Source organism: Anabaena sp. UHCC 0399 (assembly GCF_034931465.1).
In the GTDB taxonomy this organism is placed as follows: Bacteria; Cyanobacteriota; Cyanobacteriia; order Cyanobacteriales; family Nostocaceae; genus Trichormus; species Trichormus minutissimus.
Genome location: NZ_JAYGGZ010000001.1, coordinates 169,253 through 184,439, shown reverse-complemented (window position 1 = coordinate 184,439; position 15,187 = coordinate 169,253). Strand labels below are relative to the sequence as shown.

At 42.5% G+C, this 15,187-nt stretch carries 10 protein-coding genes; 9 read left to right on the top strand and 1 reads right to left on the bottom strand.

The genetic code is table 11. From position 1 onward, the window contains the following. Positions 1-515 precede the first annotated feature (515 nt). From VB693_RS00790 to VB693_RS00775, 4 genes are all read left to right on the top strand, one after another. Positions 516-2,930, top strand: coding sequence for a sucrose synthase (locus tag VB693_RS00790; RefSeq protein WP_323264635.1), 2,415 nt, complete (start codon positions 516-518; stop codon positions 2,928-2,930). 117 nt (positions 2,931-3,047) lie between these two features. Beyond that, entirely contained in the window at positions 3,048-5,933 is a 2,886-nt protein-coding gene (gene pgmB, locus VB693_RS00785; protein ID WP_323264634.1) for a beta-phosphoglucomutase, read from the top strand. A gap of 192 nt (positions 5,934-6,125) precedes the next feature. After that, on the top strand, positions 6,126-6,608 hold the full coding sequence (locus VB693_RS00780) for an adenosine-specific kinase (protein ID WP_323264633.1): 483 nt from the start codon (positions 6,126-6,128) through the stop codon (positions 6,606-6,608). Between the two features lie 14 nt (positions 6,609-6,622). Then, positions 6,623-7,066 carry a hypothetical protein gene (locus VB693_RS00775; protein WP_323264632.1) on the top strand — a complete coding sequence of 148 codons (444 nt, stop codon included), beginning with the start codon at positions 6,623-6,625 and terminating at the stop codon, positions 7,064-7,066. 205 nt (positions 7,067-7,271) lie between these two features. Here VB693_RS00775 and VB693_RS00770 read toward each other — a convergent pair whose 3' ends face one another. Then, complete coding sequence (locus VB693_RS00770) at positions 7,272-7,739, bottom strand: hypothetical protein (protein ID WP_323264631.1); 468 nt, start codon at positions 7,737-7,739, stop codon at positions 7,272-7,274. A 573-nt stretch (positions 7,740-8,312) separates the two neighbouring features. Between VB693_RS00770 and VB693_RS00765 the strand changes: the two genes are divergently transcribed. The 5 genes from VB693_RS00765 to VB693_RS00745 all read left to right on the top strand — a co-directional run bounded on the left by VB693_RS00765 (position 8,313) and on the right by VB693_RS00745 (position 15,148). Continuing rightward, the gene (locus VB693_RS00765; RefSeq protein ID WP_190700230.1) at positions 8,313-8,642 is read left to right on the top strand and encodes a hypothetical protein; all 330 of its coding nucleotides are present in this window, start codon (positions 8,313-8,315) and stop codon (positions 8,640-8,642) included. Positions 8,643-8,846: 204 nt separating this feature from the next. Beyond that, on the top strand, positions 8,847-11,015 hold the full coding sequence (locus tag VB693_RS00760; RefSeq protein WP_323264630.1) for a pentapeptide repeat-containing protein: 2,169 nt from the start codon (positions 8,847-8,849) through the stop codon (positions 11,013-11,015). A gap of 254 nt (positions 11,016-11,269) precedes the next feature. After that, positions 11,270-11,764, top strand: a complete 495-nt coding sequence (locus tag VB693_RS00755) for a hypothetical protein (RefSeq protein ID WP_323264629.1) — start codon at positions 11,270-11,272, stop codon at positions 11,762-11,764. A gap of 595 nt (positions 11,765-12,359) precedes the next feature. Continuing rightward, on the top strand, positions 12,360-12,779 hold the full coding sequence (locus VB693_RS00750) for a GPW/gp25 family protein (RefSeq protein ID WP_190700220.1): 420 nt from the start codon (positions 12,360-12,362) through the stop codon (positions 12,777-12,779). Between the two features lie 116 nt (positions 12,780-12,895). Next, positions 12,896-15,148 (top strand): putative baseplate assembly protein, encoded by a 2,253-nt coding sequence (locus VB693_RS00745; RefSeq protein WP_323264628.1) that lies wholly within the window; start codon positions 12,896-12,898, stop codon positions 15,146-15,148. Positions 15,149-15,187 lie beyond the last annotated feature (39 nt).

Genomic DNA, 15,187 nt, shown 5'->3' with positions numbered 1-15,187 from the left:
TCTACGTTTAAGGCTGATTTTCATATTAATTAATTGTGATATTTTGCTTACAGCATTTCTCGGTTCAGTTAGGTACAAAAAACCCACCCCCAACTCACTCTCCGCAAGCAAGGAAGAGACGATGATGTACCTCATCTGATTAGTAAATGCTACATTCATTACCTTCTCTGAATTTAGAGGATAAATTTTAAACCAGGATATTTGCCACAAAACAGTTAACTTAAATACAGAATACTAGTTTTTTGACAAAAAATTAAGCCAATTTGGCATTTTTTACCTGGCAATTCAAAATTAGCACGCTGCTCACGCCCCGCTACTGCTCTAAGCGCAGCTATGCCCGCATGGCTTTACACAACTCAGCATTTAACACCCACAACTCTCATCCCACAGCTAGAAGTAACGGGTATTAAAGCTTGTATATCATGAAGACATAAAAGTGAAATGAACCTCTCAACAAGTTAGTAGTCAGGACTTTAATCCTTAGTGCTAACCTCATAGAGTGATAAAAAATCACCATGTATGAACTACACCAATGTATTCTGGCAGATAGTGAAGAAAAAGCTACTCTGCGTCAGTTGATATTTGCACTAGAGGCTGAAGGTAAACGTTACTTCCTCAGAAACGAGATTCTGCAAAGTTTTGCTAAATACTGTCATCAATTCCAAAAACCCACATACTTTTATTATTCTTCTTCTGTTGCCAAATTAATTCACTGCACCCATGAAATCATTCTAGAGGAGGAAGCTATTTGGTTTGTGGTGCGTCCCAGAATTGCTAATCAAGAAGTTTGGCGACTGAAATCAGATTTTAGCAAGTTTGAGGTGATGTCATCTCAAATATTATTAGATGTGAGCGATCGCCTAGTCAATGCCTACGACCCTCATATTTTAGAAATCGACCTCAAGGCATTTTATGAAAATTCTCCCAGAATCAGTGACCCTAGAAACATTGGTCAAGGTCTAGCTTTCCTCAACCATTATCTATGCAGTCAATTAGAAACTGATACCCAGTATTGGTTTGAACTTATATATTCAGCCTTACAGGCGTTAAAATACGATAATATTCGTTTATTACTCAACGATCGCATTTCCTCTGGTATTCAACTAGCTAAACAAATTCGCCAAGCCATTCAATTTCTTAGTCAGCGACAAGGTGAAGAACCCTACACCAACTTTCACTTCGACTTGCAAAAACTAGGTTTTGAACCGGGTTGGGGAAACACGGCTTCCCGTACTCTCGAAACCTTCACACTTTTAGAAAGGCTGATTGAAGCACCTCAACCTGCGATTCTGGAAACCTTTGTCTCTCGTGTCCCCGCTATCTTTCGTGTGGTGTTAGTTTCCGTCCACGGCTGGGTAGCGCAAGAAGATGTCATGGGACGAGATGAAACCTTGGGACAAGTTATCTATGTCTTGGAACAAGCGCGGAGTTTGGAAAAAAAACTGCGGGAAGAAATTAAACTCGCTGGTCTTGACAGCTTCGGTATTAAACCCCATGTGATTATTCTCACTCGCCTCATTCCTAACTGTGAAGGAACATTCTGTAACTTGCGGCTAGAAAAGGTGCATGATACAGAAAACGCCTGGATATTACGCGTTCCCTTTAGGGAATTTAATCCAGATATTACGAACAACTGGATATCTAAATCTGATATTTGGCCTTATTTAGAAACCTTTGCTGACGATGCAAAAAAAGAATTACTCACGCAATTTAAAGGTAAACCTAGTTTAATTATTGGTAACTATACAGATGGTAACTTGGTTGCTTTTCTAATTGCCCGGCATTTAAAAGTTACTCATTGCAATATTGCCCACTCTTTAGAAAAACCGAAACACTTATTCAGTAATCTTTATTGGCCAGATTTTGAAGAACAATATCATTTTTCGGCACAATTTACTGCCGATTTAATTGCCATGAATGCGGCAGATTTTATTATCACATCATCCTACCAAGAAATTGTCGGGACACCAGACAGTATAGGACAGTATGAATCATATAAATGTTTTACTATGCCCCACTTGTATCATGTAGTAAATGGCATAGATTTGTTTAGTCCTAAATTTAATATGATTCCACCTGGGGTGAATGAACAAGTCTTCTTTCATCACAGCCAAAAAGCCAAGCGAGATCCCAATTTAACCAAGAAAATTTATAGCTTACTCTTACATGAAGAACATCCCCAAATTCTTGGTAGATTAGATAATAATCAAAAGCGTCCCATTTTGGCAGTAGCTCCTATTACTTCCGTTAAAAATCTGACTGGTTTAGTGGAATGTTTCGGTCAAAATTCACGATTACAAGAGCATTGCAACCTGATTATTTTAACTAGTAAACTGCATACTTCCGAAGCAGCTAACCCAGCAGAAGCGGCAGAAATCCAAAAACTGCATGACTTGATTAATCAGTATGAACTCCACAACAAAATTCGTTGGGTGGGAATGCGACTACCTAACTTTGAAGTGGGGGAAGTCTACAGAGTAGCGGCTGATTTACAGGGGATTTACGTGCATTTTGCCAGATTTGAAGCCTTTGGACGCAGTATTTTGGAAGCGATGATTTCCGGCTTACCAACTTTTGCAACTAAGTTTGGCGGTTCTTTAGAAATTATTGAAGATTACGGTAATGGCTTTCATATTAATCCCACAGATTCAGAAGGGACAGCGAATAAGATTATCACCTTTCTAGAAAAATGCGATTGCCATCCCGAATCCTGGCAAGAAATTTCTGAATGGGTAAGTCAGCGCATTCATCACAAATACAATTGGCACTTACACAACAAGAAATTATTATCAGTGGCTAAAATATTTAGTTTTTGGAACTTTGTCGCCCCTGAAAATAGTGAAGCTAGAGTTCGTTACATGGAAACTTTATTTCATCTAATTTATAAACCTAGAGCCGAAAAGATTTTAGATAAACACATGGGTCGTTAGCTCCAATTCAAAATTCTTGCATCTTGCCCTCGAACGAAGTGAAGGGTCAAAATTCAAAAATAAATTAAGCCAAAACTAGCTTAAATCCCAACTCCTACTATTTGCAGAATATGGGCTATGAATAAACAAGATACCATTGGTGATTTTATCTATGAAGACTGGAGATTAATTGAAACCCAGTTTAACCCTGAGCAAATAAATGTTAGGGAAACTATCTTTACCATTGGTAATGGATATTTAGGCACAAGGGGTTGCTTTGAAGAAGGCTATACTCGTGGGTTACCGGCAACATTTATTCATGGTGTTTATGATGATGTGCCGGTTGTTTATACAGAATTGGCTAACTGTCCTGATTGGCTACCGTTGGTAGTAACAATTAATGGCGATCGCTTCCGTCTCGATCAAGGGGAAGTATTACAATACAAACGACAACTAGATTTGCGTCATGGTCTGCTGAGTCGTTGGGTGCGTTGGCGTAGTCCGAAAAATAAGATTATTGATATCCACTTTGAACGCTTCACCTCTCTTGCAGATGAACATATTTTAGGGCAACGCTGCCACTTAACATCCTATGATGGCGATGCCTTAATCGAATTTCAGGCTAGCATCAATGGCTATGCAGAAAACCAAGGTTTCAATCACTGGGAAAGAATAGACCAAGGTAAAACCGATCAGGGTATTTGGTTACAAAGTCGCACCCGCAGCACCCGCATTGAAATTGGGATGGCAGCAAAAATGACCATCTCAGGGACAGAAGCTTCTGTACAAATCAACACTGTACCTGGTTATCCCAGCATCAGCACCACCTTTTTAGTAACAGCCCAACAAACTGTGACGGTAGAAAATATAGTCACAGTTTTTACCTCACGGGAGACGAAAACACCAGTGATCGCCGCCCACGAAAAACTGGTAGACATAGCTGATTACACAACATTATTTACAGACAATCAAAAAGCTTGGGATCAAGTGTGGCAAACCAGCGACATAGTCATAGAAGGCGATGCTACAGCCGCTTTTGCTGTCCGCTACAATCTTTTTCAGCTATTAATTGCCGCCCCCCGCCATGATGATCAAGTCAGTATTGCTGCCAAAACCTTGTCAGGGTTTGGTTATCGCGGTCATATCTTTTGGGATACAGAAATTTTTATTCTGCCCTTTTTCACTTATAACCAGCCAGATGTCGCCCGAAACTTACTCAGTTACCGCTATCACACCATAGCAGGGGCAAGGCGTAAAGCGACTCATTACGGCTTCAAAGGTGCAATGTATCCGTGGGAAAGTGCTGATACAGGCGATGAAGTTACCCCTCGTTGGTCACTACCAGACGATTATTATGGTGAAGACGTGCGAATTTGGTGCCGCGATCGCGAAATTCATAATAGCGCAGATATCGCCTACGCCGTCTGTCACTACTGGCAAGCCACCGATGATGATGACTGGATGCGCGATTATGGCGCAGAGATCATCCTAGATACAGCCATCTTTTGGGGTAGTCGAGTTGAATTTAATCCCCAGTATGACAGGTATGAAATTCGAGACGTGATTGGTGCAGATGAGTATCACGAATTTGTCCACAACAACACCTTCACTAACCGGATGGTGCAATGGCATTTAGAACAAGCCTTGAAAGTTTGTGCATGGTTGCAGCAAAATTTCCCAGAACGCGCCGCCGAACTAGCTCAAAAACTGCAACTTACCCCAGAAATCGAAACCTACTGGCAAGATATCATCAATAAAATCTGGATTCTTTACGATCCCTCAACCGGACTCATTGAACAATTTGAGGGATTTTTCCAATTAAAGGATATTAATTTAGCCGACTACGAACCACGCCACCAATCAATACAAGCTATTTTGGGCATGGAAGGAACTAACCACACCCAAGTTCTCAAACAACCAGATGTCTTAATGCTGTTGTACTTAATGCGGACATCGGCAGAGTTTCCCTACGACCAAAAAGTATTAGCAACTAATTGGGATTATTACGCACCCCGCACTGACATTACCTATGGTTCATCCTTAGCCCCCGCCATTCATGGCATTCTAGCTTCAGACTTAGGCAAATCAACCATAGCTTACAAACGGTTTATGCAAGCGGCGATGGTGGACTTAGAAGATAGTCGCGGTAACACCAAAGATGGTATTCACGGTGCTAGTGCAGGGGGTGTTTGGCAAGCGGTAGTTTTTGGCTTTGGAGGTATTCAATTTACAGAACATGGCCCTGTATCTAACCCTCACCTACCCCCTGGTTGGTCACGCTTAAAGTTTCAGCTACACTGGCGGGGTGAGTGGTATAAGTTTGATTTGACTGGGGAAAAAGAGGGGACTAGAGGGGACAACCAATCCCCCGATATTCGCGGATTTATCTTTGACCTAGATGGGGTACTGACAGATACTGCTGAATATCATTACTTAGCATGGCAAAAACTGGCAAATGAAGAAGGTCTTCCCTTTAATCGGGAGGCTAATGAAGCTTTACGCGGTATATCTCGCCTCGCTTCCCTGATGCTGATTATTGGTGATAGGACTTATTCAGAAGACCAAATTCAAGAGATGATGGCACGGAAAAACCGCTACTATGTGGAACTGATCAAAAATATTACACCCAAAGATTTATTACCAGGTGCGATCGCGCTTTTGGATGAACTGCGACAAGCTGGGATTAAAATTGCGATCGGTTCAGCTAGTAAAAATGCCCAATCAGTGATCGAAAAATTGGGTATTACTGATCAAGTAAATGCGATCGCTGACGGTTACAGCGTCCAAAAACCCAAACCCGCCCCCGATTTATTTGTCTACGCCGCCCATCAGTTAGGCTTAAACCCACAGCAATGTGTAGTCGTAGAAGATGCAGCAGCAGGTATTGAAGCCGCCTTGGCTGGTGGTATGTGGGCTATAGGTATTGGACCCCAAGAAAGGGTAGGAACAGCCCATATAGTTCTCCCTAACCTAGCAGGTGTCACCTGGAAAGATTTGCAGTCTCAACTAAGTAAGAAAATTTAAACGCAGAGTGGCGCGGAGATAAACGCAGAGGCACGCAGAGAAGTTGTTTTATGATAGCCTCTGTACCTCCCTACCTCCGCGCCTCTGCGCCTCTGCGCCTCTGCGTGAACTTTTCCTAATTTTATTCAACAACACCAACAAAGTTGATATTTGATATTAAGTGAAATACTACACCACCCAATTCAAAGCAACATGGAACTTAAAGCAGTTAATCTGGAAATGCCTGAAGAGTGTAACCTAATCTTAGGGCAAACCCACTTTATCAAAACCGTAGAAGACCTATATGAAATTATGGTGGGGATATCCTCTCAAGTTAAATTTAGTATTGCCTTTTGTGAAGCATCAGGAGATTGCTTAATTAGAATTGCTGGTAATGATCTATCCTTAGAAAAAATCGCCACAAAAAATGCTCAAGCTGTAGGTGCAGGTCACAGCTTTATTATTTTACTCAAACAAGCCTATCCTATTAATTTCCTCAATGCTATTAAGCAATGTCCAGAAGTCTGTAAAATTTACTGCGCCACAGCTAATCCCGTACAGGTAATCGTAGCTGAAACCGAGCAAGGGAGAGGTATTCTTGGGGTGATTGATGGTTTTTCACCCAAAGGCATAGAGACAACTGAGGATGTGAACGCCCGGCATAACTTACTCCGTCGCATTGGTTATAAGTTATAAAAAATGGCCAGCATATGTCCAATAATTATCAGGAAAAAATCATGGCTCTGTGGATAGTATTCCTCCTAGGAACACTGTTTCATACCCAATTGGGTTTAATGCCGCTTTTTCACGGATTGAATGTAATTGAATCTCATACAGCGACATCAATCAATCAAATATCAGGAATTATGTGGTTGATGTTAGGCTTTTTCGCCCTACCTATTTTGGCAATAATTGCTACTGTTTTTACTGATAATCGACGCTATAGAGTAATTCACTTTGGATTGACTGTATTCTACAGCGTCCTCAATTTAATTCATTTGGTAGTAGACGTACTGTTACCCCAAGTGATCTGGTATCAAATCACATTAATGCTGCTATTGTTTTTGATTGGTTTGTTATTAAATCTTGTAGCTTTCCAATGGATGAAAGCACCACTGAGAGATCATCATCGAGTTCCTGAAAGGTTAGCATGAGTGCTGTTAGCGGTAGCGCGGCGTTTAGCCGGTGCTGAGTGCTGAGTGCTGAGTAGGTAGGCATTGTATTTTTCTCCCCCTGCTTCCCCTGCTTTCTTTTCCCCCAGTCCCCAATCCTCAGGAGTTAATTAATTTTGACTTACCCTTCGGGAAGCCGCTTTCGCGTCTATGACTTTTGACTTTTGACTTGATTTGTCCCCAATCCCTACTTTTTTGGTTTCTTTTGTTGCGAAATTTCAATGGTGTAGCTATACTCTTTGTGAGATAAATTACCTACATTGACTGAGTAATCGCCTGGTATCCAATAACCTGATAATTCAGGGTAGCTATCAGATAAACTATCTGCCATAACGCAAAAACGCCCTCCAGGCCCATAAATCAACAACGTGGTTTTTCCTACTGGGCTTTTAGCTGTAACTCGCAGATAGGGTAAAGCCTCTGTCACTCTGATGACTTGATTGGGTGTAGCAGTGATATTGCCACAGTTGCTAGGAACAGTTTTGTCGGATGTACCATTAACAACTAATGGATCTGAACTTAAGTTACGACTCATGTGAATCATGGGTGTTTGAGCCAAGATAGGCTGCGCCCCAAATAAGGCGATCGCTTCCGTAAGCACTACACTGGTAACAAGTGTAGTAGAAATAACTTTCAATACATTAATAGTATTCATAATTTATCAGTATCTCAACATAATTTTTGTTATAAACCTTCTAATTTCAGAGACGCTGATTAATAGGCGTTGTTCCTGAGTAGTTATGTATAAAATTTTATAAATTTATTTAACTATATATAACTAAAGTATGAAAATTACATGAAGTGAATAAATTATTAGGAAACCGAGAATAATTTAAGTATATATCTACAGAATTAATAAAATTCTTAATTTATAGAACTTGAGTTAGGAATGGTGACAGCTAAACCCAACAACAAGAGCCAATAGTTAATTTTACCGACAGAAAAAGGTACTTGACACTAAGACATTAGCTAAAATCACAAACAAAACCACTAGATAATAATGGGGACTGATGCAGGGACGAAAAATTACAAATTTGGGAAAATGGCGATGACCTACGGTAGGCTGCGCCAACACCTATGGTGGGTGGGTACGACAATCCTACGCCGCAATTTATAATGCAAAGTAGTAAATTTAACCTGATTTTGAATTTTACTTGCGTGAATTCTCATGAATAGAATTTGGTGGGTTAATTGTTCCATAAAGTGTATTAGCTGAGGTAAAAAAATCATGAATCCTCAATCAGAAGAAGACTTACAACGTCGCCTCCAACAATTGGAGGCTGATCTTAATTCTGCATCTCCAAAGTCAGCACCACAACAGACTTCCCAGTTTAGTTGGCTCAATTGGAAACAGCAGTTAGAAAGAGGAAAACTCTGGTTTCAAAACTTATCAGGGACAAGCAAGCTCGTATTTGTAGGTGTGGCAGCCTTATTAGGCTTGTCAATTGTGCAAATGGTGCTGAAACTAGTCGTATCTGCTCTAAGTCTGGCACTGTTAGCTGGTTTAGTGTATGTTGGATACAAATTTTTTGTATCTGGTAACGCACAAAATAAATAGCCGTTGTGGGGGACTCGATACTGGGGACTGGGGACTGGGGGAAAAGAAAGCAGGGGAAGCAGGGGAAGCAGGGGGAGAAAAATACAATGCCTACCTACTCACTACTCACTACTCACTACTCAGCACTGGCTAAACGCCGCGCTACCGCTACTCAGCACTCAGCACTCCCAAGCGGCACAAAAATAAATTAAAGGGAATTATCTAATGGCAACCCCAATTGTAAAAAAAAATAATACTAATCAATCTAACCGCACAAAAAATACAGAAAAAACTAATTCGCTAGTCACAAGGCGGTTTGCAGCTTGGACGGCAGAAATTGCTCTTTTAGTTGCCAGTGGGCTAGTTCCCTTCGGCTTGGGCGTGTATGCCAATTCTCGCAGCGATATCAATCGAGTCCCTCTTAACCCTGTACTAGTAGTAACAGAAAGAGCGATCGCACGTCCTTTGGCGTTACCTGCAAGCTATGGCATTCGCAATGTGGCTTGGCCGACTAATTTTCTTTGGACAATAGCTTTATTCGCGCCTACAGTCCTATCTTGGTGGCAATTATATTTACTGGCAAAAACCGGAAGTACCCTACCTAAGCGTTGGTTTGGTGTGCGGGTTGTCAACGAAGAAGGTACACCACCAGGTTTAGCAGCTGTATTTGTCCGTGAAGGTATTGGCCGCTTGACTGTGCCTATGTCCATTGCCTACATTCTCTGGCGTTATAGTTTCGCCTTCCCCAATTTAGGATTATTCACATCTTTAGCAGTATTGATGGTACTAGGCGAAGGTTTAGCTCTACCAGCACGCCGGGGACGCAAAGCATTACATGATTGGCTAGCTGGTACTTACGTCGTCGATGCCCATCGTTCTGTACCCTCGGCAGATGTCGTAAATAATGCCCGGAATTTACCCGTTAGCAGTAGCCAGACTGCTACACCAAAGGAAAATGAGGCACTAGCAACAGCCGCAATAGCCATTACTCCAGATGACAGTAATTTAATATCATTGTGGCGGCGGATGCAGCAAAATCCCAGCCTGACTTTGTTTGGGGTAGCACTCACAAGTATGACGGCGGTGCTGGCTACTTTAATTGGCACACAAGTTTATCTCCAGACTCAGCAAAGCAATCAGGAATCTCAGAAAATCAACAGTCAGCAGTTTTTGGCACTGGTTAAACAATTAAGTCCTGACTCTACAGCTAGCCTGCAAGAACGCCAAAGCTTAATTCTCGCTATGGGTAGTCTCAATGATCAGCAGTCTATCCAGTTTTTGGCGGATATGATGGTGAATGAAACCAACCCCATCCTGATAGATACCATTCAGCAAGCACTCATCAGTGTTGGTATTCCCGCAATTACCGAATTACACAACAAAAATCAGTTTTTGGCTGGCGAGTTACAGTCTATTAGCAGCACATCCCCAGAACGGGAAGTAAGACAAAAGCGGTTACAAATCAACCAGCAAACCATCAACAAAATTCTCAGTGTTTATAGCGGTCAAACCCAAAATCTGGATCTCAGCCGCGTCCAATTAGGTCAAAGTGGCACTCCTGGTAGTTCCTTTTTTAACTTGGTACTCGAAAACACCGATTTATCAGGAATCAAGTTGAAATCAGCCAATCTCAACCAAGCTAACTTTAAAGGTAGTCGTTTCCGCAGTGCAGGTGAAGATGGACGCTTTGACACTTACGACGATATAGTGTCTGATTTAACCCAGGCTCAGATGAAACAAGCCAATTTCACTGATGCTAACCTCAGTCGTGTCATCATGACTGGTAGCGATTTAAGTCGTGCTACCCTCAACCGAGCTAATTTAGCTAATGCACGTCTAGTTGGTGCTAACCTCAGCAGTGGGCAGTTAGTCGGGGCTGATTTACGCGGTGCAGTTCTAGAAAACGCCAGCCTAACTGGTGCAGACCTAGGAGATGCTAAATTTAAAGATGCGAACTTATATGGTGCGCGTCTTGGTCGCGTGATTGCGATCGGTACTCAGTTGTCATTTGCTAACTTAAGTAAAACTGATTGGCAAGCTTCAGACCTCTCCGGCGCAGATTTGGAACGGGCTAATCTCAGTAATGCTAACCTGAGTGCGACTCGTATGACGGGTGCGATTTTACGCTCTGCCCAGTTAGAAAATGCTAACTTGCAAAATGCCGACTTGAGTCTGGTTGATTTACGAGGAGCAAATGTAGCCGGGGCTAATTTCAAGGGGGCGATTCTTACCCCCAATAGACAAGACCCAGCAGATCAATTTGTACAAACCCCAGACATCGGCGCAGTATCTGCGGTAGTTAAAGGCGTAGACTTTTCTCAAGCCAAAAACTTAGAGGATAGACAAATTGCCTATATTTGTACTCAAGGCGGTATTCATCCCGTGTGTCCGTAAGTTAGGGTGTAGGGGAGACAAGGGAGTTAAATCAGTTATCAAGTGACTGATAACTGATGATTCCCAATTCCTAGGAATTCTTCACTGCGTGACGCTAACGAGTCGCTTGCTTTGCTACGCAGGCGTAAGCCTACTCCGAAGGAGTATAATTTTGAATTTTGAATTGATTTGTCCTCACTAAAAAATCATTTTTGCCTTTAGCATAAGTATTAAATTAAACTTGGTAAATCTAAGACAGTGTGAGGAGTTGGGTGATGAAATATATACCTCATTTAGTTACGGCTTTAGGCGCAATTTCAATATTGAGTTTGGCTATCAATACTCAGCCAGCACAGGCTCAAGTGGCATATGGTAGTTACGTAGGTATAGGGCCGACTGTTGGCATAACCGATAGTGTACAAGTTGGTGGGGTGTTGGCTTTTCGCTATAAGCTTTTAGAAGCACCAATTTCTTTTCGCGCTCAAGCTTTAGTTGGTCAGAATACGGCAGTTGTACCTACCGTTTCCTATGATGTGCCTCTGAATTGGCAAACAGATGCTTATTTAGGTGCTGGCTTGGTGTTAACCGGTGGTGATAGTGCTTCTCCGGTGGGGGACAAAATTAGTTTTGCCTTACAACCAGGTGTTGATTATGCTGTTCCTAATAGTAATACTGTGCTGTTTGGTAACGCCATTATCGCTTTTGATGCCTACCGTAATGGCGGTGGTGCAGCTGTCTCTGTGCAAGGTGGTATAGGGTTGCGATTTTAGCTAAAAGCCCTTAATGACAGCTTGATTTGTTGATTCTTGCTGTTTAAAGTCATCCCTAGACAGCAAATTACCTCTCCAAGAAATACAGCAGGCGTTTGATTTAGGAATTAATGCGATGCCTACGGCGGTAAACTACGCACTTTTTCCGGTAATATGACCTACTTTGGTAAAGAAGTAGCTCTCATACTCAGTGGCAATTATATCTAGTAATTTAACGAAAGGGTTGACACTCTCCTAAATTAAATTCGTAACCACAAAAAGCAAAATTCACCCCTAAGAGATGAATTTTGTTTTGCTTGGTATTCTCCTGTCATCATAGCTTTGAGCTTGACGGCGGGAGGATGGTTAGGTGAAATGATCAACAAGAAAATAAAGTTGGATGACAAAGAGAGTATTAAGTAGGATGTCTGCAATTGTATATTTATTAATTCTGCGTAGCACTGCTATGTCTCTATTATTTGTTGCTCATACTTTAATATACATCGTACAGGGGATATTTTTGATTTATATGACTGAACTAGACTTTTGGCGAATAGTGTTGATTTTGTAGATGAGCGTAAATTACCGTAAACACGCTTGTCAGCATTGACTTACCATGCCAGAATTCAATCAAAATCAGCATCGTAGTCATTTAGGCACGGGCTGGTCTTTTCCACTCAGGGTGAACGTCCAGGGAGGTTTGCAACTCAGCACCAAGGAACGCAACATTGAAGAGTCGATTATGCTCATTCTGCGTACTGATTTGGGTGAACGTGTGTATCGGCCTAATTTTGGTTCGCGGTTGTCTGAGTTAACTTTTGCACCGATGAATACTCAAACTTTATTACTCTTGCGCCTACACGTCCAAGAAGCTTTGGAAATGTGGGAGCCTCGAATTGTTTTAGATGGAGTTTTTACTGAAGCTGATCCGTTACGCGGTCGGGTAGATATTCATATTCAGTATCATCCAAAAGAGACTCATGATTCTCGCAGTTTGGTTTTTCCTTTTTATGTGAATGGGGTGGAAAGTCAATAGTCAATGGTCATTAGATACAAAATTTGTAAAATTATATTTCTTTTATTATCTCTCTGCCCAGTCCCCAGTCCCTTTGCCAAGATAATCAACACGTTTTTTAATCAGGTTATATTATTGTGGAATTTGATTTTTTACCGAAGTTACCAAAGTCAAATCTAGACGATCGCACGTTTAAAGATTTGGTCGATGAATGTGTGCTGCGGATTCCTCGCTATTGTCCTGAATGGACGAACTACAATCCTAGCGATCCGGGAATTACGCTGATTGAGCTATTTGCTTGGTTGACTGACCAAATGCTACTGCGATTCAATCAAGTACCGAAGCGCAATTACATTACTTTTTTAGAATTGCTGGGGGTGCGCTTGCAAGCACCTGCGCCAGCTTTAGCTGATATTACTTTTTATTTAAGTGCGGCTTTACCGGATAGCTATACAATTCCGGCTGGTGTGGAGGTGGCGACGATACGCACGGAAACGGAAGAAGCGATCGCTTTTACTACAGATAGACCTTTAATTATTGATAAACCCCAAATTCGCCATTTTCTCTCTGCCCAAACTGTAGAAACTACACCTGCAATTTTACGCGATCGCTTTACTAATATCTGGTCTCTCAGCCCTGATGATCAGTGGTACGGTAGGGAATTAACTTTTTTTGATGAACAACCCCAGCCAGGCAATAGTTTTTACATAGTTATTGATGGTGAATGTCAGTGTGAGGGGAATGTCTTAGCACTGCAATTTAAGGGAGAAGCCGCCACTAGTACCGGGATTAACCCCGATGCACCTCCGCGACGCTGGGAAGCTTGGAATGGTGTGGAATGGGTGTCTGTTTTACTCCAAGAGTCTGACGATAGTACCAAAGGCTTCAGTTTTAGTGAGTTGGCGGCTCAAGGTGCTAATCCCCTCCAGGGTGCAGATGTGGTATTGCATTTACCCCAATCTTGGCCTGTGACTACTTTTACGGCTTTCCAAGGGCGTTGGCTACGTTGCGTTTACACGAGTCCCCAACCCAATCAACCAGGATTTAGTTGCTCTCCCCGGATTGTGGGTTTGTCGGTGCGCTCCATTGGTGGTACGGTGGGAGCTAGTCAAAGTGAGTTGATTTACGATGAAATTTTAGGCGAAAGTGACGGCACACCGGGGCAGACTTTTCAATTACAGCAGTTTCCTTTGTTAAATCGTCGGGAAGATGAACATATAGAAGTATTACCGCCAGGAAGTTTATCTTCGCAGACATGGTATGAAGTCAGTGATTTTGCTAATTCTGGGGCTTTAGATCGACACTACACTATTGATTCCCGCACAGGTTTAGTCCAGTTTGGCCCTTTAATTCGTGAACCAGCCCAAATTCAGCAGCAGACTGAGTGGAGGAAGGTATTAGGGACTGGGGACAACTCAGTGCTGAGTAATGAGTACCGAGTACCGAGTGGGGAATCTAATTCAGGACTTAGAACTCAAAACTCAGCACTTATTCCCAATGCTGAGGAGTTAGAGCGTCAATATGGGGCTGTACCTACGCGTGGTTCAGTGATTCGGATGGTGGCTTATCGCACGGGTGGGGGACGGAAAGGGAATGTGCAACGGGGGACAATTACTGTCGCGAAAACGGCTGTACCTTATATTGCTCGATTGATTAATCATGCACCGGCTCGTAATGGTGCGGATGCGGAATCTTTGGAAGATGCGGTGATTCGAGTCCCGGCGATGTTGCGGACACGCGATCGCGCTGTCACTCCTGAAGATTTTGAAGTGCTAACTCTGCAAGCTGGCTCTGGTGCTGTAGCGCGTGTACGTTGTTTACCACCTAACTCCACCAAAGAAGCCGGGACGGTTCGCTTATTAGTTGTACCATCGGCGAATACTGATGCTATTGCTCGCGCTGAAGGTATCGACCCCGAATTATTGAGCCTGAGTCCCCAACTCCGCAGTCAGATTTTGGCTTACTTAGATGAACGGCGGTTACTGGGGGTGCAAGTTAAACTACAAGCACCGGAATATGTCGGTGTAGCAGTGCAAACGGAAGTCGCCCTAGAGCCAGAATACAATAATCCCTCCGCCCAACAAGAAATGTTAGGGAAATTGCGAGTTGCTCTCTACCGCTTCCTAAACCCCATCACAGGCGGACATGATGGTAAAGGCTGGCCTTTTGGTCGTCCTGTATATCCTTCTGATATTGTGACTCTATTCCAAAAATTCCCGGCTGTGCGCTATTTGGGGGTTGTACAGTTATTTGAATTACGTTACGTCAGAGATCATTGGGTGCGATCGCTTCCCCAAAATCCCGTGATTGATCCTGGAAGTTTGGGATTGATTTGTTCTTGGCAAAATACGCGGTTGCGTTCTGGTCACGTCGTGAATTTAATTCAGTAGGGTGCGTTAGGACTGACGTCCATAACACACCCTACGCGC

Excerpts from the sequence above, each read along its gene's own strand:
- VB693_RS00790 (WP_323264635.1), top strand. The coding sequence starts at position 516 with ATGTATGAACTACACCAATGTATTCTGGCAGATAGTGAAGAAAAAGCT.
- pgmB (WP_323264634.1), top strand. The coding sequence starts at position 3,048 with ATGAATAAACAAGATACCATTGGTGATTTTATCTATGAAGACTGGAGA.
- VB693_RS00780 (WP_323264633.1), top strand. The coding sequence starts at position 6,126 with ATGGAACTTAAAGCAGTTAATCTGGAAATGCCTGAAGAGTGTAACCTA.
- VB693_RS00775 (WP_323264632.1), top strand. The coding sequence starts at position 6,623 with ATGTCCAATAATTATCAGGAAAAAATCATGGCTCTGTGGATAGTATTC.
- VB693_RS00770 (WP_323264631.1), bottom strand. The coding sequence starts at position 7,739 with ATGAATACTATTAATGTATTGAAAGTTATTTCTACTACACTTGTTACC.
- VB693_RS00765 (WP_190700230.1), top strand. The coding sequence starts at position 8,313 with ATGAATCCTCAATCAGAAGAAGACTTACAACGTCGCCTCCAACAATTG.
- VB693_RS00760 (WP_323264630.1), top strand. The coding sequence starts at position 8,847 with ATGGCAACCCCAATTGTAAAAAAAAATAATACTAATCAATCTAACCGC.
- VB693_RS00755 (WP_323264629.1), top strand. The coding sequence starts at position 11,270 with ATGAAATATATACCTCATTTAGTTACGGCTTTAGGCGCAATTTCAATA.
- VB693_RS00750 (WP_190700220.1), top strand. The coding sequence starts at position 12,360 with ATGCCAGAATTCAATCAAAATCAGCATCGTAGTCATTTAGGCACGGGC.